At 60.2% G+C, this 15,886-nt stretch carries 18 protein-coding genes; 8 read left to right on the top strand and 10 right to left on the bottom strand.

The window, feature by feature from the left end:
* Positions 1-153 precede the first annotated feature (153 nt).
* The 4 genes from QQL28_RS26365 to galE all read right to left on the bottom strand — a co-directional run bounded on the left by QQL28_RS26365 (position 154) and on the right by galE (position 3,621).
* On the bottom strand, positions 154-327 hold the full coding sequence (locus tag QQL28_RS26365) for a hypothetical protein (protein ID WP_284270153.1): 174 nt from the start codon (positions 325-327) through the stop codon (positions 154-156).
* A 224-nt stretch (positions 328-551) separates the two neighbouring features.
* Positions 552-1,616: a dTDP-glucose 4,6-dehydratase gene (gene rfbB, locus QQL28_RS26370; RefSeq protein WP_284270155.1), complete on the bottom strand. Its 1,065-nt coding sequence runs from the start codon at positions 1,614-1,616 to the stop codon at positions 552-554.
* An 11-nt stretch (positions 1,617-1,627) separates the two neighbouring features.
* A complete protein-coding gene (gene rfbA, locus QQL28_RS26375) occupies positions 1,628-2,518 on the bottom strand; it encodes a glucose-1-phosphate thymidylyltransferase RfbA (protein WP_284270156.1) in 891 nt (296 codons plus the stop codon).
* 107 nt (positions 2,519-2,625) lie between these two features.
* Positions 2,626-3,621, bottom strand: a complete 996-nt coding sequence (galE, locus tag QQL28_RS26380; protein ID WP_284270158.1) for a UDP-glucose 4-epimerase GalE — start codon at positions 3,619-3,621, stop codon at positions 2,626-2,628.
* 233 nt (positions 3,622-3,854) lie between these two features.
* Here galE and QQL28_RS26385 point away from each other — a divergent pair, with 233 nt between their 5' ends.
* The 5 genes from QQL28_RS26385 to QQL28_RS26405 all read left to right on the top strand — a co-directional run bounded on the left by QQL28_RS26385 (position 3,855) and on the right by QQL28_RS26405 (position 6,014).
* A complete protein-coding gene (locus QQL28_RS26385; RefSeq protein WP_284270159.1) occupies positions 3,855-4,253 on the top strand; it encodes a hypothetical protein in 399 nt (132 codons plus the stop codon).
* Positions 4,254-4,470: 217 nt separating this feature from the next.
* Positions 4,471-4,626 (top strand): hypothetical protein, encoded by a 156-nt coding sequence (locus QQL28_RS26390; protein WP_254097376.1) that lies wholly within the window; start codon positions 4,471-4,473, stop codon positions 4,624-4,626.
* A gap of 514 nt (positions 4,627-5,140) precedes the next feature.
* The gene (locus QQL28_RS26395) at positions 5,141-5,266 is read left to right on the top strand and encodes a hypothetical protein (RefSeq protein WP_284270162.1); all 126 of its coding nucleotides are present in this window, start codon (positions 5,141-5,143) and stop codon (positions 5,264-5,266) included.
* Positions 5,267-5,321: 55 nt separating this feature from the next.
* Positions 5,322-5,543 carry a hypothetical protein gene (locus tag QQL28_RS26400; RefSeq protein WP_348522522.1) on the top strand — a complete coding sequence of 74 codons (222 nt, stop codon included), beginning with the start codon at positions 5,322-5,324 and terminating at the stop codon, positions 5,541-5,543.
* 51 nt (positions 5,544-5,594) lie between these two features.
* Positions 5,595-6,014: a hypothetical protein gene (locus QQL28_RS26405; RefSeq protein WP_284270168.1), complete on the top strand. Its 420-nt coding sequence runs from the start codon at positions 5,595-5,597 to the stop codon at positions 6,012-6,014.
* Between the two features lie 1,525 nt (positions 6,015-7,539).
* On the opposite strand, the gene QQL28_RS26410 is transcribed toward QQL28_RS26405, so the two are convergent.
* The 3 genes from QQL28_RS26410 to QQL28_RS26420 form a co-directional block, all read right to left on the bottom strand.
* Complete coding sequence (locus tag QQL28_RS26410; protein ID WP_284270170.1) at positions 7,540-7,866, bottom strand: hypothetical protein; 327 nt, start codon at positions 7,864-7,866, stop codon at positions 7,540-7,542.
* Positions 7,867-7,977: 111 nt separating this feature from the next.
* Positions 7,978-8,640: a hypothetical protein gene (locus tag QQL28_RS26415; RefSeq protein WP_284270171.1), complete on the bottom strand. Its 663-nt coding sequence runs from the start codon at positions 8,638-8,640 to the stop codon at positions 7,978-7,980.
* A gap of 27 nt (positions 8,641-8,667) precedes the next feature.
* A complete protein-coding gene (locus tag QQL28_RS26420; protein ID WP_284270172.1) occupies positions 8,668-9,408 on the bottom strand; it encodes a metallophosphoesterase family protein in 741 nt (246 codons plus the stop codon).
* A 177-nt stretch (positions 9,409-9,585) separates the two neighbouring features.
* On the opposite strand from QQL28_RS26420, the gene QQL28_RS26425 reads away from it, so the two are divergent.
* Entirely contained in the window at positions 9,586-10,194 is a 609-nt protein-coding gene (locus tag QQL28_RS26425) for a transglutaminase-like cysteine peptidase (protein WP_284270173.1), read from the top strand.
* 12 nt (positions 10,195-10,206) lie between these two features.
* Here QQL28_RS26425 and QQL28_RS26430 read toward each other — a convergent pair whose 3' ends face one another.
* The 3 genes from QQL28_RS26430 to QQL28_RS26440 form a co-directional block, all read right to left on the bottom strand.
* Positions 10,207-11,484, bottom strand: a complete 1,278-nt coding sequence (locus QQL28_RS26430) for a hypothetical protein (protein ID WP_284270174.1) — start codon at positions 11,482-11,484, stop codon at positions 10,207-10,209.
* Between the two features lie 162 nt (positions 11,485-11,646).
* Positions 11,647-11,955, bottom strand: coding sequence for a hypothetical protein (locus tag QQL28_RS26435; RefSeq protein WP_284270175.1), 309 nt, complete (start codon positions 11,953-11,955; stop codon positions 11,647-11,649).
* A gap of 77 nt (positions 11,956-12,032) precedes the next feature.
* Positions 12,033-12,632: a hypothetical protein gene (locus tag QQL28_RS26440; RefSeq protein ID WP_284270176.1), complete on the bottom strand. Its 600-nt coding sequence runs from the start codon at positions 12,630-12,632 to the stop codon at positions 12,033-12,035.
* Between the two features lie 340 nt (positions 12,633-12,972).
* Here QQL28_RS26440 and QQL28_RS26445 point away from each other — a divergent pair, with 340 nt between their 5' ends.
* Both QQL28_RS26445 and QQL28_RS26450 read left to right on the top strand, forming a co-directional pair.
* Complete coding sequence (locus QQL28_RS26445) at positions 12,973-14,322, top strand: undecaprenyl-phosphate glucose phosphotransferase (RefSeq protein ID WP_284270177.1); 1,350 nt, start codon at positions 12,973-12,975, stop codon at positions 14,320-14,322.
* A gap of 212 nt (positions 14,323-14,534) precedes the next feature.
* On the top strand, positions 14,535-15,644 hold the full coding sequence (locus QQL28_RS26450) for a polysaccharide biosynthesis/export family protein (protein ID WP_348522523.1): 1,110 nt from the start codon (positions 14,535-14,537) through the stop codon (positions 15,642-15,644).
* Positions 15,645-15,886: the final 242 nt, after the last annotated feature.

Consider the following 15,886-nt stretch of genomic DNA (forward strand, 5'->3'; position numbering starts at 1 on the left):
CGGTCCGCGAGGGGTTAACAGAGGATGACTCCAATCCTACCCTCCGAGGCGCTAAGATAAGGTTTAAGCCGTCAGGGGCGGGCAACAGCCAAAGGTTGAGATCGCCTGAATCGAGCGCTGGTCCGAAACAATTCCGGAACCTACCTGTCGGCCTCAGCTCTTCTTGACGGCCTTGGACTTGAGCGACAGACCAAGCCGCAACGCCATGCGCTTGATCGCGTCGGGCGACCGTCCCATCTGCTTCGCGGCCTCTTCCAACGTAATTGAAGACTTGGCCAGCTCCATTAACCGGCGGTCTTCCTTGAACGACCAGGGCTTCCGGGCCATGACGAAAACGATCCTCTCAGCGTCAACACAACGACAAAGCCGCCAAGCGACCCATGTTCGCTCGACGGCTTTGCTTGGGTGGGGCCGGGCCTTGGGGGAGCCCGGTGCTGAGATGGATAAGCGATTGGCGAAAACTCGCAACAAAGACCGCGCATTAAGCTAACTGCTCAACCTTACCGCGACGAAATCAGCGCGCGGAGCACCGTACAACCACGGGAGTTTCGCTAGGCAAGGCCGATCCGTGTGCGCTGATATCCGCGGTCGAGAATGTCCTGCCACCATTTGCGGTGATCGCAGAACCAGCCGACCGTCTTGGCAAGCCCGCTCTCGAAACTCTCTTCAGGACGCCAACCGAGCTCGCGCTCGATCTTGCTCGCGTCCATCGCATAGCGTCGATCGTGGCCGGGACGATCGGTGACGAAGCTGATCAAATTGCGCCGCGCGCCGGTAGGTCCTGGGGCAATTTCGTCGAGCAGATCGCAGATGCGCTCGACCACGTCCAGGTTGGTTCGTTCGCTGCGGCCGCCGACATTGTAGGTGTCGCCGGCCTTGCCATGCGCGAGCGTCAACGTCAGCGCTCTCGCGTGGTCCTCAACGAAAAGCCAGTCGCGGACATTCTTGCCGTCGCCGTAGACCGGCAGCGGCTCGCCTGCGAGACCGCCGATGATCATGTGCGGAATCAGCTTTTCCGGGAATTGATAGGGGCCGTAATTGTTCGAGCAGTTCGTCACCAGCGTGGGAAGCTCGTAGGTTTCCCGCCAGGCCCGCACGAGATGGTCCGACGAAGCCTTGCTCGCGGAGTAGGGCGAGTTCGGTGCATAAGCCATCGTTTCGCTGAACAGGCCCTCAGGGCCGAGCGAGCCGAACACCTCGTCGGTCGAGACATGCAGGAAACGAAATTGCGGGCGCTTCTGCGGCGTGAGGGTACGCCAATAGCGCAGCGCCTCCTGGAGCAGCGTGAAGGTGCCCACCACGTTGGTCTGGATGAATTCGGCCGGTCCTTCGATCGAGCGGTCGACATGGCTTTCCGCGGCCAAATTCATCACGGCGTCGGGTTGATACTTGTCGAACAGCTCACGCAGGCCGGTGCCTTCGCAGATACACTGTTTCTCGAATGCGTAGCGCGGATGACCCGCGGCTCCCGGAAGCGAGTCGAGGTTGGCGGCGTAAGTCAGCTTGTCGATGTTGACGACGCGCGCGCCGGTCCCTCCCAGCAGAAGACGGATGACGGCCGAGCCGATGAAGCCCGCCCCGCCGGTCACGAAGATGGTGAGACCATCAAAGCGCATGCAGTCCCTGCTCAGGAGCTGCCCGCCTCGTGCCTGAATGAGCGGTAGACTGACAGCAAATATTCGCCATAGCTGCTCTTGGCATTCTTTTGCGCCAGCTTCTCGAAAGCATCAAGGGAGATGTAGCCCTTTCGCAGCGCAATTTCCTCGGGGCAGGCGATGCGCAGCCCCTGGCGCTGCTCCAGAATCTGCACGAAATGGCTGGCCTCGACCAGCGAGGAATGCGTGCCGGTATCGAGCCAGGCAATACCGCGGCCGAACAATTGCACGACCAGATCGCCGCGTTCCAGATAGACCCTGTTGACGTCGGTAATCTCAAGCTCGCCGCGCGCAGACGGCGTGATGCCGGCCGCGATGTCGAGGACGTCGTTGTCATAGATATAGAGACCGGTGACGGCGACGTTGGACCTCGGTTTTGCCGGCTTCTCTTCGATGGAGAGCGCGCGACCGTTGCTGTCGAGCTCGACAACGCCATATTGCTCCGGCGTATTGACCGTGTAGCCGAAGATCGTGGCGCCACGCGTGCGCATGACGGCCTGGCTCAGCATCTCGGGAAGACGGTTGCCATAGAAGATGTTGTCGCCGAGCACCAGCGCGACGGAATCCCCGCCCACGAACTCACGCCCGACGATGAAGGCATCCGCCAGACCCCGCGGATGCTCCTGGAACGCATAGGAAAACTTAAGGCCGATCGCGGATCCATCGCCGAGGAGGCGCTGAAACAGCGGCTGGTCCTGAGGCGTCGTGATGATCAGAATGTCGCGGATGCCGGCGAACATCAGGGTCGACAGCGGATAGTAGATCATCGGCTTGTCGAATACGGGCAAGAGCTGCTTCGACACGACGGCGGTCACCGGATAGAGCCGGGAGCCGGTTCCACCTGCCAGGATGATGCCCTTCATGTGCCCTCGGAACGCTGCTCCGCCCTTGATACGCGATGGCTGGACGCGTGCAAGCCGGTTCTTAAACCCGCGATGGGGGTCGCGTGATCGGCCCGTCATTCCGACATTCAGCTCCGCTTCAGTGGGTGCGCCGTCTGGTGCCAAGCCCAGGCCGTGCGGATGATCGTGGGCAGGTCGGAATAGCGCGGCTTAAAGCCCAGAACGTCGCGAGCTGCGGAGGGATCGGCGACAAGATAGGTCGGGTCGCCCGGCCGCCGTGGCCTCACGACGCGGGGGACCTCCCGCCCGGTCTCCTGCCTGATCGCGGACAGGATCTCCCGCACCGAGAAGCCTGCGCCGGTGCCGAGATTGAAGCTGCCGCCGGCATGTCCGTCGAGCAGCAGCCTCAAGGCAGCGACATGCGCGGCGGCAAGATCAGTGACGTGGATATAGTCGCGAATTGCGGTGCCGTCGGGCGTGTCGTAGTCGTCGCCGAAGACGGCGAAGTCGCCGACATGGCCCTGCAGCGCCATCATGGCGCGCGGGATGAGATGCGTCTCGTTGTCACGCAGCTCGCCGATGCCACCGGCGGGATCTGCCCCGCTGGCATTGAAGTAGCGCAGGCAAAACGCGCCGAAGCCATAAGCCGAGCGGTAGTCGGCGAGCATGCGCTCGATCATCCATTTCGACGCGCCGTAGGGGTTGATCGGTACGCAGGTGAAATTCTCCGGCAGCGCCTTGCTATCGGCGTTGCCGTAGACCGCTCCGGTGGAGGAGAATACGATGCGATGGCAGCCGGCGTTGTGCATGGCCTTCAACAGCGACAGTGTGCCCTGCACATTGTTGATGTAGTACTTCTGCGGATCGGCGACGGACTCGCCAACGAGGCTCGCGGCGGCGAAATGCATCACGGCGGAAATGGTCTGATCGGCGAAGGCCCTCGCAAGCGTTGCCTCGTCCAGGAGGTCGCCGGTGATGAGCGGGCTAGATAGGAAGCGGCGATGGCCGGTGGAGAGATTGTCGTAGACGATCGGCTGATAGCCGGCCGCAGCCAGCGCGCGGCAGGCGTGCGAGCCGATATAGCCGGCGCCTCCTGTAACGAGGACAGTCGGTCGGTTGGTCATTTCGTCTCCGCGGCTTGGCAGGGGCTCAGTCCGGGCCATTGATAGTGCGCACCGACCGCGGTGGTCAAATCGGTCCGGTCCATTAGCCTTAATCGTCATCGACTGGAACGGTCGGCGTCGTCTCACCCGCCTAGTGACGCTAAATTGATAACGAGCTAAGTTGACGAGATGTTTTGGACCGCGGGCCGCGATCGATGGCGCAAAAACGAGCTCATTGTGGCGTGATAATGCTCATGCTGGTGACGCTCGCCGGCGGCGGAGAGGGGCTGGCTGGCGATCAGCCCGCATCGCCGGGAGCTTCGACATCGGAAATATCTCCATCGGCCGATGCGGTGGACGCCCAGAGTGTGCTATCGCCGGACAGCCTTATGTCCCGCGAGGACTGGAAGCGCCGCATTGCCGACGCGCGCAAGCGCGCGGATCAGGCGCGATTGGACTGGAAGCTGCAGGCGCCGTTGCGGGCAGCGATCCCGCCCGATCCGCCCGAAAAAATCGCGACCCAGCGCGTGCTCAACGACGATACGCTTCGACCAGGGGATGTCGTGTCGACGGATAAAGGGCTCTTCATCTTCCGCGGCAGGTCTGGTCCGGACGGCGAGACGCCGGAGTTCGTCCCGATGACTCCGCGCTGATAAGCGTAGGAGTTCTCATCGCCTTGCGTGCGGTGAGAGCGCGACAATCGATTCACACCGAACTAGTTCCCGCGACAAGTCAGATTGAACATCAAATCTAATTGCGCACAAACCGCGCATTGAATCCTGTTGCATTGTTTGTGCGAGACACCTTGCGTCACGAGATCGACGAATTCGGTCTGCTATGTCTTTCGCAAACAACAACGCGAACACTGACATGCTGCAGAGAGCTCTAACTGCATTGCCGCTTGCAAAGATCAGAGAGCGGGCATTTGAAGGCGCATTTTTCAGCGTGACGCTAATTGCGATGGCAGGCTGGGTCTATTTCATCACGCTGTTGCTGGTGAAGTTGTTCCTCTGGTTCCTTGGTTGATGAAAACCCAAGTTCACTTCGCGAGCAGATGCTGCCCAAAAAATCTCGGGCATGGCGAGGAATTCAGCGACGTTCATCATGATGTCGTCACAACTGGACGATGAGAATAGCGCCAATGAACAGGGCATCCGGGGAGATCGAAACGTTCCGCAAATGGAAAGATTGCGATGGCGCCCGTGCTGATGCTGCTCTTGATCTTCTTCGCTGGTTTCGGTCTTGGTTACGCGATGCGCGCGTGGCGGTCGCGCAAGCGTCGTGAGCGCCGGCGGCTGTACGCCCCTTATGATCCCACCCGCTCTCAGCCGGCTGCGTCTCTGACCAGCACCCGACGGGCATTCTAAGGAATTACAACCTAAGTGTAGGAGTCGTGTATCCGACGATCAACGGGAGTAACCATGTCTGGTTAGGTTAAGCCATATCCGCCGTTGCTCGGGCGGCACTCGGTAGCTAGGTTGCGCACGAATTTTGCAAAACAAATGATTGCCGTTCGTGTTGCGTTGATTGGGGGTGCTTGATGATCTGGCTGATTGCTCTGATCGTGCCGCTGGTGGCTGCTCCCCTTTTTGTCAGGGCCTATAGTCGACGTCTCGACGCGTTGGCCGGTCCCTGGATCGTCAAGCAGGGGGCGCGCCGTGACTAGCTTGAAGAACAACGCTCCACGCCGGTATTTTGTCGATGAGGTGGGACGACGCGTCTTGATCGGCCTGACGCACGAGGAGACCTTTGAATTCGAGCGTCTGGACGGCCAGGCGGCCCTCCCTCAGGAAGGGGGGCAGGCCGCGCATGATGACAGAGGCCTGTGGGTAGCGGGCGACGAAGCGCGCTGGCGGGAACTCTATGCCAAGCACGAAGGCGCCTGGAAGGCCTGGATGGCGCAAAGCCGGGCAGATCAGGGCGGCAGCTTTAGCCTTTATTAACCATGCCGGACCCATTTTCTGGTCTGGCGCCTCAAACCGGAAAAGGCACGCATGTTCCAGCTGTTCTTGCGGGCTCGTACCCACAGTTTCCTGAGAGATCGCCTGGGCGGCGAGCAGGTGTTCCGCGCGCGTTCACCCGAGCGGGATGCGGAGACCGACCGGACGCGTATCGAAGCCATCATGGACGCCATCGAAAACGCCTTGCAGGCGGCCGAACGCGAGCAGGAGGGCCTGAACCGCCGGGTCGAGGACGTGCTGGCGCGCGCCGCGGTGACCATCGGTAATGGCGATGACGAGTATCTCGAGCGCGAGGCGCTGGACAGCCACCACCAGGATCTGTTCGACAAAGAGATCCAGAACGGCCAGCGCAGGCTCAAGGAGCTCGGCTCCTCGATTGCGCATTTCAAGTTCTTGAAGGCGGCGATGCTGAGCCGGTTTCCAGAATATAGGGGGGATAGACTGGTTCGTTAGTCGCCCGAACTCACGCTTCGTCAATCCACTGGGCCAAGAGGTGTCTTAGCAGCAGATAGTCAGCCAAGATCGTTGCCGCAGCTATGACTAACACGCACAAAGCGGATTGAACTGCTAACATTTGCTTTGCCCCAAACGCTGTGAGGCTAACGTGCGCGTCTAGCTCAAGACCAAGTCACCGTCGCAGTGGGCTCGAGCAGCCGCACTCGAAAGCTGTGCATCGATATCTCAAGCTAGCCAAACAGCTTTTGGACCTGCCGCGAGCAACTGTTCGGCCGGCTAATTCTTAATTTCGGCAGTATCGACCGAGGCTGTTCGGTACTCAAGGACCCCTTCAGAGTACCTCGGATTCGGTATCCGCGCGCATCGAAGCGATCATGGACGCGATCGAAGCGCCTTGCAGGCGGCGGAGCGGGATCAATCAGGCCTGAACCGCCGGTCGAGGATGTGATGGCAGGCTGCGGTGCCCTTCGCTAACGGAAATGACGAATACCGCGAGCGCGAGGCCGGACAATCATCATCAGGATCTGTTCGTACAAGGGGAAAACCGGAATGGCCAGCGCAGGCAAGGAGCCCAGCTCCTCGATTGCGCATTTCAAGTTTTTGAAGGCGGCAACGCTGAGCTGGTCTCCGGAGTGAAGGCACAGCAGCAACTAGGTATCGATAGGCGAATGCATTCTTATCGAGCAATCAATTGCCTCGAAACATCTTTGCATTCCGTTGAATGCTGAGATGGCGACCTTAGTCCAGCGGCGATGTCGCCTGACTTTAGGAGGCGAATTAAGGACGGCGTTCCTTTTGTCGAGGAGATTTCCTGAGCTGTGCTAGGCGTACGGAGATGGACCGTTCGGAGCGCTGCAATTTAGCAGCAATCAACCGCGGTGGATCTCCCGCTGCATCGAGCTTGAGCAGCTCCGCTTTTTGATCTTCGGTCCAACGCGTACTCTTGTTGCGCGCCATTGGCGCCGCCTTCGGCAGATTTCGTGGAAAAGGACTAAGCCCCGGTAGCGCACGAAGTTCCGATCGCCTTGGTCCACGCAGTGCCTAAGAGCGCACACTTGCCCTGAGAGTGAGCACCCGAAGGACGCCCAACTCCACCTAACGCATCGAGACGAGCTAACAGCAAGCGTGCGCGAGCGGCCGACCACGCCGGTGAAATTGAGTTTCGCGCGTCATTCCCCGCCGCATGGCTACGGTGATGTTGCGGAGGATCTGCTTGAGTTGAGGGCCGAGCCGCGCATCGACAGGCCGGAGCCTTGCGATCCATTGGTTGAGCTGTGGGGGCCGCTACCCAAACACGGTTGCGACGGTTAGAACTCGTCGATCCACTGCCGCAAAAAATGATCCAATAGAACATAGCTGACGAAAGTAAACGCCATGCCCAAGACGAACGCGCAGGAAAGAGATTGAATTGCGATCACGGCTCTACCCCTGAACCACGAGGCTAGGTGATCGCAATTGCTACTCGCTTAATCGAACCTGCGAGATTTGAGGCATCCTGTGCCGCGGCCGATTTCTGGGATTTCTAGTACGCCAGGACTCGCTCCGGATAGGCCGGATTGGCGTAGCGGACGTAGGTGCGAACCGGACCGTAATAATAGTGCGGCTCGTCTCTGGTGCGCGGGTCAAACCCGTAGGAATAAGCCTGCTCGAGCGAATGGTGTCGGACGCGCGCCACGATCGGACAACCGCACCGGGGGCCGCAATACGGATTAGGACCGCGGTCAATATACGGCACGGTCGCGGCGTGCCGTGTGATCGGAGGCACGGCATAGTCGGCGGCAAAAGACGGCGCCGCGGACGCGACGGTCAGGCTCGACGCGAGCGCGAGAAAAGCGAAAGATGATCGCATGGCTGGGCTCCCCAAGGTGTTCCAATCTTAGACGGTCAAATCCGAACGAGCAATACGTCTCCCGGAAGCAGTAGTCGGTCCCCGAGACTGCTGAACGGGGCGACCGACCAACTAGCGACGTAGCGTCGCCAAAAATGTGGGGGCGATCGTCTGAATCGCTTCTTCCAAAAACGCTTTGCCACGGTTGGAGGCGCGGCGATAAGCTGATACGACCGCGGCCTTCTGGTCCGGTTGACGCGTCAGCATCAGGCGCACGTCGCCTTGCGCCAATTCCCTCAGATCGGGATCTTCAAGTGCATCAAACCGCGTCGCGGTATCCAGCCGCACCGCCATCAGTTCGGCCTCGTTCGGGGCGGTGAAGTAGGCCATCCGGAGCGCTTCGACGGTCGCCGGGCCGCTCGGATCGCGTTGTGCCTCGAGCAACGCCAGGGCAAGCCACAGTTCGGCGTCGTAGGGGACCCTCGAAAGAGCGTTTGTGAGCTGTGAACGGGCGAGGTCGTTCTCACCGCCCGGGCCGGCTGCAGATTGGCCACGCTGGATCGCCTCAAAGGCCAGGTTAAGCGCCTGACTGCCCAGAACGCCGGAATCAAAGGGGGCGAGGAGGCTGACCCAACGCGGCATCGCTGGAGAGGGCGTCATCGCTTGTTGCGGGTCGCGTGGAAATTTCGGGCGTTCAGAGGCAATCATCCCGCCGAGGCGCAAGGCGAGTCCGTAGACGCCGATGAACAGGGCGAGGCCAGTCAGCACGGCGCGAGTGGCATTCGACGAGTTCATTCAACAAGCCTGGCCATGCCGCTCGTGTCAAAGTGCAAGCAGGTTATCGTGCTGAATCGTCAACAGTGTCAAATTGCCCGTCGCATAGGCGCCGGTGTCGATGTTGACTCGGTTGGAGCGGATATCGGGCTGTTGGACCGGCGTATGCCCATGGACGATATATTTGCCGAAATTGTCATCACTCAGGAGAAACTCCTCGCGGATCCATAGCAGGTCGTTTTCCTCCTGCTTTGCCAGCGGCACACCCGGTCGCACGCCGGCGTGGACGAAAAAGAAGTCGCCACACACGAAGCGTGGCCGGAGCCCTTGAAAGAACTTCATTTGATGCGGCGGAATGGCCTGCGCCAGCTGTTGAATCAGTTCGGCCTGCTCGGCCGGATCAGGGTTGAGCGAAGGTCTCAGCCCATAAGACGTCAGCGTTTGGAGCCCGCCAAATTGCCGCCACTCGTTCAGACGGGCGGGGTCCTGCAGGACGTCAAGCAGAAACGCCTCGTGATTGCCCCTCAAGAAGACAGATTCGTGCTTCAGGCCGCGTTCGATGAGGAGCTCGATCGTCCGATTGGAGTCCGGACCGCGGTCAATATAATCGCCGAGAAACACGTGAATCGCGCGCCTCGAGCCGATCGTGGTGAGATCGCGGTCGATCACGGTAAACATTTGCTGGAGGAGATCAGCGCAGCCGTGGACGTCGCTGATCGCATAGATGCGAAGTCCGTCCGGCAGCTTCGGCTTGCGTAGCTTGGATTTTGATCGCGACGATCTTAGCATTTACCGAAGGGCTTCCATGGCACTTTCGAATCATATGCCCGAATCACTGATGGCCCATAGTAAACGGAACGAAAAACGCCCATGCGGCTTTTGATTCTATTTAGTGGGTCGAAATAGCGCAGAATTTCAAACTGTTACCGGTAGCCTCCTAGCCGATAAAGTCTTGGGGAGCAACCAATGCGCAACGTCTCGATCATGGCCGCGGGGGCAATCGCTGCGGTCGTCAGTTGGTTCCAGCCGGCGCATGCGGGCCTGCTGGGAATGCCGATGGGGCTGCAGTCGGCAATCCAGCATATCAAGCTGGAGACGCCGACGTTGCCGCCGATGGCGTATACGCAATTCTGCCTCCGCTACCGGGGCGAGTGCCGGGCGCGGCCGCTGTTTCGGGGCGGACCGGTTCGGTTGACCGAGGAACGATCAGCTGACCTGAAGGAGGTCAATCTGATGGTGAACCGGGAGATTATGCCGGAGCGCAACGACCTTGGCCTCGCCGGCGAGCAATGGCTGATCAACCCGAGCCGCGGCGATTGTAACGACTATGCGGTGAGCAAACGGCATGAATTGCTGGCGCGTGGTTGGCCGGCGCGGGCCTTGCTCTTGAGCGAGGTGGTTGTCAATTCAGGTGAACATCACCTCATCCTGGTGGTCCGCACCAAGAGCGGAGATCTGGTGCTCGACAACATGACGCAGGTCATCAAGCCGTGGTCGCGCGTTCCGTATCGCTGGGTCCGCATGCAGATGCCGAATTCCAGGCTTTGGGCAACTATTGCGGCCAGCCGGGTCTGAGCTCGTGCCGGTCTAGGCGGCGCTGGTTCGTCCCGTAGATTGCGAGATGCCGAGTCCGATCATGACCGCGAGAACGATTTGGGCGCCGGACGTCAGCAGGCTGGGCTCAACAAAGCTTGCGCACACGGCGCAAAGCACGCCGGCAGCAGCCAGTGAGGCGAAGAAGGAATCGCGCCCCCGGCCGACAGCGCCTCGCAAATTGAAAAGAAAGAGCTGGAGCGCAAGCGCGGCAAGAACGAGCAGCGCCGGTCGTCCCCATTCAATCGCGACGGAGACGGCGGTTGATGGAGGCATGACAGGCCCGCTGCTCCCGAAATCCCGATAGATGCGCGAAATCTCCGCGAAGCTGCCGACGCCGTTTCCGACCCATGGCGAGCCCGACAAGGCGCGTTGCGCAATTGCAAGCGACTCATCCGTTGACGATTCGGCGAGCCTCAACAGGTCTGTTGAGGCAGCAGATCGGGCGAGCCCCGCTCCGGTCGCGGCGATCAGGATGACGGCGAGAATCGTCGCCGGCCAGGGACGAAGCCCCAATCGGCGCATGACTGCGACAATTAGCATCAGCGCAAATCCGAGCCCCGTCAGGCTGAGAAGCTGCCTTTGCCCAAGAGCCACGATCGCTCCAACCGAAACTGCAATGCCACAAACGCCCAGAAGCATCTGCAACAGGCGCGGAGCCGAAACAGGGAAGATCGCGTCGGAATGATTGAGGTGCCGCTCGACGGCCATGGTGATCACGGCTCCATTGGCCAAGGCTCCGAGCAGGGCCATCAACGCGGCCGTGCCGCTGGTCGTTGCCAACTGGTCGGCTCGTCCCAGCAAAAAGGCGAGCGCAACGAGTGTCGCAGCCGCCGTCAAGATCAGCAGAGTCAACTCGGCCCGGCGCCGGTCTTTGGTAACGAGGACGGTGGAAACGATCACCGCCAGGACGGCCAGATACCAGACCAGGCTGTGCAATGTGGCGCCGGGATCGATGCTGATGTGCCCTGACAGCGAGGGCGCGTTCAACGCGATTGCTGTGCTCGACCAGATGGGATTTGTGAGCGAGGAGGCGGGAGAGGGGATGATCTGCACGATCATCCAGACGATGGGGACAAGAATCGCCACGGCGAACCGTTTCAGGGTCTGCTTGGCCAAGGCGATCTCGGGCGAGGTCGCAAACGTGGCTGCAAAGGCCAGCGTGAGCGCGATCAGGGGCAGAATCGCAGGTTGCACGTAGCCGTCATTGGCAATGACGGCTACAGGAGCGGTGGCCAACAGCGCGACCAGCAAGTAAGAAGCTATGGACAAGGAGGCTTTTTGATGCGCGAGATGTTGCCGACCAGAGAAAGCGGGATGTGAAAGCAAGTATCGCACGTGAATTGCTGGTCGCCAAATGCTATTGGCCAACTAGAAGATAGCCCTCCCGTGAGTCACGCTGTTAGGGAGCTAAGGGCGCCAATCCGCCGAGCGCTATCGCCGTTGATCGACGGATGCCTTCTTGTAGAGCAGCGCCACGGAAGCCTTGCGCGCAGATCCAGGCTGCGCAAATCGCGCGAGCAGCGTGCCCTGCGCCAAAAGACCAAACGCGTAACCCAGTTGCGGTGCGAGCCCAACCAAAAGACCAGAGCCGAACGCGGCTGCTATGCTCGTCCCGAGAGTGAGCTCGATCGCGACAGTGGCAATCATTGTGAGCAGGCAGAAGGGCACCAGAATCCAGACGCGAAAGGCCCAGGCCAGGACTGCACCAACAAGAAACAAGAATATGGCAGCCGCGATCATAAATGTGTCTCCGGCGTCCACCCTTTCACCCAAATTCCTAAGGAACCGTCAATCGCGCCCTCCGCTGCCGCGAAGGGTTAACGAATAGGGCAGCTCGCGGTCAGCGTTTTCATTGCGGCGGCGAGACCCATGAGTGGAATGACGCCGCGGATCGGGGCGGGCTTAGCCTCGATTTCAACGGATAGTTGGGGAGAATTCTGCCAATCGTGGGCCGCGAGGTCGGCTGCAGTCTGCGGCAGCAACAAGGCTTCGCCGGCTTGGACCACGGTCGCTTCAAATTCGCTGCGGCCCCCGGTCGTGCTCAGTGCCAACTTGGGACGGTCAGCACGCGATCTGCGTTCCAGAGTCACCAGAATGACTTCGACGCCTTTTTGGCCACATTGAAGATTCAGACCGGCAAGGCTCAGGTCTGACTTCGAGGAATCAGCCACATGCATGACCGAGACAGCGTCGGGTCCTCCAGACGGATTTTTGGTGCGCACCAGCCGCCATCCGCCCTCGAGCGCGGTGATGCGGCTGGCGCTGGTGAGCTGCTCGGACGCCTGTTGGTCGCATTGTCGTTGCTGATCCGCACTGGCGCCCGAGATACACCCTTGGAGCGGCCGATTGGCCGGCTCCGACCGTGCAGGTCCTGCGAGCAATAGCGCGATGAATGGGATGAGACTTAAGCTCTTCATGGGTCGCAGTTGCGCCCAAATGGACTGTCAAACAAGCCCTTGACGAATTGCCCGATGTTTTGGCAGTAGTGAATTCAATCATAATAAATTTATTCATTGCAACATAAGTTTTATTGCAATGCAGCATCTTCGATGGTTCTCTAGTTAAGCTTGAATTTGCTGTCGGCGCATTGTGGAGGTGATTTTGATCCCTCAGAATCCAATTCCGGCCGTCCCCGCTGAACAGGTGGCGGGAGGTCAGCCGGAGTCAGATCTCCGGGTCGTTGTTAGACGGCCCGGGCGTCGCATCAAGGTTCCGTACTTTGCGCTCCAGCACGTTTTGGCGTCTGTCGACGCCGCGGTGATCATGTTCGCCAGTGTGTTCGGGGGAGGGCTGTACCAGATCATTGCCTATGGCGATCTCAACCACGTCGAGCCGGTCCTCGGCGCCGGTCCGGTGGCAGCCTTGCTCTACGTTCTCCTTGGGCATTCGACCGGATTTTACGACCTGCGCGAGGCGCTGGCGAAAAAGAGAAGGGATGTCGGACGTATCTTCGCGCAATGGTCGTTGGTCGGCCTGTTGCTGGCGCTGCTTGCGTTCCTGATGAAAAGCGGTGCCTCGTTCTCGCGCGGATCCGTCATCTGTTTTGGCGGTCTTGCCCTTGTATTGCTCGTGATGTGCCGTCGCCTGGCGAAACGACTCGTGTCCGCGGCGGTTGCTGAGGGGCAGGTCCAGGGCCGGCGCGCGATCTTGTTGGGAACGCGCGAGGAACTGGCGTCGCTCGGGGCAGAGGAGCTGTTGGAGCAGTATGGCCTGAGCGAGGTGGAACGCGTTACTTTTTCAAGCCAGAGCAATGGCGGATTCGCCATGACGGCGGATGAATCGTCCTCGCTTGAGCGAGCCCTTGCGGTTGCGCGCGAACGGGGTGTCGACGAGATCGTGCTGGCATTTCCTTGGAGCGATACCCGCAAGATCGAGCTCGTGCGCGATGGATTGAGAATTTCGCCGCTTCCGGTCCAATTGTTGCCGGACCGTCGCATTCGTTCGTTGGCGGGGAATCCGTCGTATCGCCTGCAGAATTCGCTGTCGGTGGAGATTCAGCGCGGGCCGCTGACCCGCACAGAGCAGGTGTCAAAGCGGATACTCGATCTTATCGGAGCGTCGCTCGGTCTGATCCTGCTTGCGCCCTTGATGCTGCTGAGCGCACTCGCGATCAAGCTCGATTCACCGGGGCCCGTGCTGTTTCGCCAGCGACGCAACGGCTTTAATGTGAAGCAATTCCCGATTTTCAAGTTTAGGACGATGTCCGTCATGGAGGACGGTGCAACCATCGTGCAGGCCAGGCGCGTTGACTCGCGGGTCACCAGGGTCGGGCGGATCCTTCGTCGCACGAGCATCGACGAGGTTCCGCAGCTGGTGAACGTATTGCGGGGAGAAATGTCCTTGGTTGGTCCGCGGCCGCACGCGCTCGCGCATGACAGTCATTACGGCCAACTGCTGTCGGACTATGCATTCCGGCATCACGTGAAGCCCGGCATTACAGGCTGGGCTCAGGTCAAGGGATACCGGGGCGAGACCGCGCGCGTCGAGCAGATGAAGGGGCGGGTGGATTGCGATCTTTGGTACATCAACAATTGGAGCCTAGGGCTGGACCTTAAGGTCCTACTGCTCACCTGCCTCGAACTTGTGCGCCGCAATAACGCCTATTAGGCGGCGCCTGCTCAAGACACGACCAGCCCTGTAGCCGCATTGCAACAACCTCTAGTTATCGTAGTTCCGGCGTCGTTCGGTTCATTGACTCACTTTGGGAATTCGCCGAGTTTGACTTGGAATTAATGGGGACTTGGGTGGTGGTAAAACGGGGTTTCCTGCTCGTAAGCGTGCTTTCGGCTGTGGCGTTAAGCTCGGCCGGATGCGCAATTATGCCGATGTCGGGTCCTGAGGATCACGTCATCAAAAGCGAGCACACGGTGAACGGCCCGGAATACGGGCTGGTGAAGCTCACGCCCCAAGTCGTCGATATTGTCAGGGAATACGGACCTGGCGCTATTGCCGGCTCGTTCCCGGACAATCGGCCGCCGCCCTCCATCAAATTCGGCATTGGCGACGTGGTTGCGGTCTCGATCTTCGAAGCGGCGGCGGGCGGTCTGTTCATCCCGGCCGAGGCCGGTGTCCGTCCGGGCAACTTTGTTTCGCTGCCCAACCAGAATGTGGATTCGGCCGGGTTCATCACGGTTCCCTATGCCGGTGCGATCAAGGCGGACGGGCGTACGCCTAGCGAAATTCAGCAGGACATCGTCAAGGCGATCGGCAACCGCGCCATCGAACCGCAGGTCGTGGTCTCGCTGATCACCCAGAATACCTCGCTGATCAGCGTCCTGGGCGAGGTCAATGCGCCCACCCGTTTGACCGCCAATGCGGCGGGCGAGCGTGTGCTGGACGTCATCTCCCGCGCCGGCGGTCCGAAGGGGCAGGGCTGGGAGACATGGGTGACGCTCGAGCGCAAAGGAAAGCGAGCGACCGTTCCGTTTGGCGCGCTTGTCTACCAGCCAAGCAACAACGTCTGGGTTCACCCGGGGGACACGATCTACGTCTACCGCGAACCGCAGATCTTCCTGGCCTTCGGGGCATCGGGCGCGCAGGGCCAGTTCCCGTTCGATATGTGGAAGATCAACATGGCGCAGGCGATGGCCAAGGCGGGCGGCCTGCTCGACGCCCAAGCTGAGCCGAGCGGCGTTTACGTGTATCGCCGCGAGCCGCGGGAGCTCGCCGAGCGGCTGGGCGTCGATTGCTCCAAGTACGTCGGACCCACGGTGCCGATCGTCTACAACGCGGATTTCCGGGATCCGGCCGCCTACTTCCTCGCGACCAAGTTTGACATGCGGGACAAGGACGTCTTGTTCGCGGCCAATGCGGCGACGGTTGATACGGCCAAATTCCTGCAGTTCGTTCGTGTCGTGATCGCAACCGCCAACGATACGATCGTCACGGCGAACAACGCGCAGATCCTCAAGATCACTTCAAGGCAATAGTGAACTCCTCGCCACGTACCATGTACGTGGCGATTTGGCCGGATGCGGAAGGAATCCTCGCTGCCGTCGCCAATTTGGCAAGTTCAGATCACCCCTTATGCACGGCCACCGGGTGACGCGTGTTGTTACCTATGATCGCGTGGGTTGCGGATTCCAATGATCGCGCGCAGGTATTCCAATCTGATGCCGCGCAACGTTCCAATCTGATCGCGCGCAGGTGAAGCACCCGATCGTTAAGGTAA

This window comes from Bradyrhizobium iriomotense (genome assembly GCF_030160715.1).
Taxonomy (GTDB): domain Bacteria; phylum Pseudomonadota; class Alphaproteobacteria; order Rhizobiales; family Xanthobacteraceae; genus Bradyrhizobium; species Bradyrhizobium iriomotense.

Bases quoted from the DNA above. Each gene is read 5' to 3' on its own strand.
- QQL28_RS26365 (WP_284270153.1), bottom strand. From the start codon at position 327: ATGGCCCGGAAGCCCTGGTCGTTCAAGGAAGACCGCCGGTTAATGGAG.
- rfbB (WP_284270155.1), bottom strand. From the start codon at position 1,616: ATGCGCTTTGATGGTCTCACCATCTTCGTGACCGGCGGGGCGGGCTTC.
- rfbA (WP_284270156.1), bottom strand. From the start codon at position 2,518: ATGAAGGGCATCATCCTGGCAGGTGGAACCGGCTCCCGGCTCTATCCG.
- galE (WP_284270158.1), bottom strand. From the start codon at position 3,621: ATGACCAACCGACCGACTGTCCTCGTTACAGGAGGCGCCGGCTATATC.
- QQL28_RS26385 (WP_284270159.1), top strand. From the start codon at position 3,855: ATGCTGGTGACGCTCGCCGGCGGCGGAGAGGGGCTGGCTGGCGATCAG.
- QQL28_RS26390 (WP_254097376.1), top strand. From the start codon at position 4,471: ATGCTGCAGAGAGCTCTAACTGCATTGCCGCTTGCAAAGATCAGAGAG.
- QQL28_RS26395 (WP_284270162.1), top strand. From the start codon at position 5,141: ATGATCTGGCTGATTGCTCTGATCGTGCCGCTGGTGGCTGCTCCCCTT.
- QQL28_RS26405 (WP_284270168.1), top strand. From the start codon at position 5,595: ATGTTCCAGCTGTTCTTGCGGGCTCGTACCCACAGTTTCCTGAGAGAT.
- QQL28_RS26410 (WP_284270170.1), bottom strand. From the start codon at position 7,866: ATGCGATCATCTTTCGCTTTTCTCGCGCTCGCGTCGAGCCTGACCGTC.
- QQL28_RS26415 (WP_284270171.1), bottom strand. From the start codon at position 8,640: ATGAACTCGTCGAATGCCACTCGCGCCGTGCTGACTGGCCTCGCCCTG.
- QQL28_RS26420 (WP_284270172.1), bottom strand. From the start codon at position 9,408: ATGCTAAGATCGTCGCGATCAAAATCCAAGCTACGCAAGCCGAAGCTG.
- QQL28_RS26425 (WP_284270173.1), top strand. From the start codon at position 9,586: ATGCGCAACGTCTCGATCATGGCCGCGGGGGCAATCGCTGCGGTCGTC.
- QQL28_RS26435 (WP_284270175.1), bottom strand. From the start codon at position 11,955: ATGATCGCGGCTGCCATATTCTTGTTTCTTGTTGGTGCAGTCCTGGCC.
- QQL28_RS26440 (WP_284270176.1), bottom strand. From the start codon at position 12,632: ATGAAGAGCTTAAGTCTCATCCCATTCATCGCGCTATTGCTCGCAGGA.
- QQL28_RS26450 (WP_348522523.1), top strand. From the start codon at position 14,535: ATGCCGATGTCGGGTCCTGAGGATCACGTCATCAAAAGCGAGCACACG.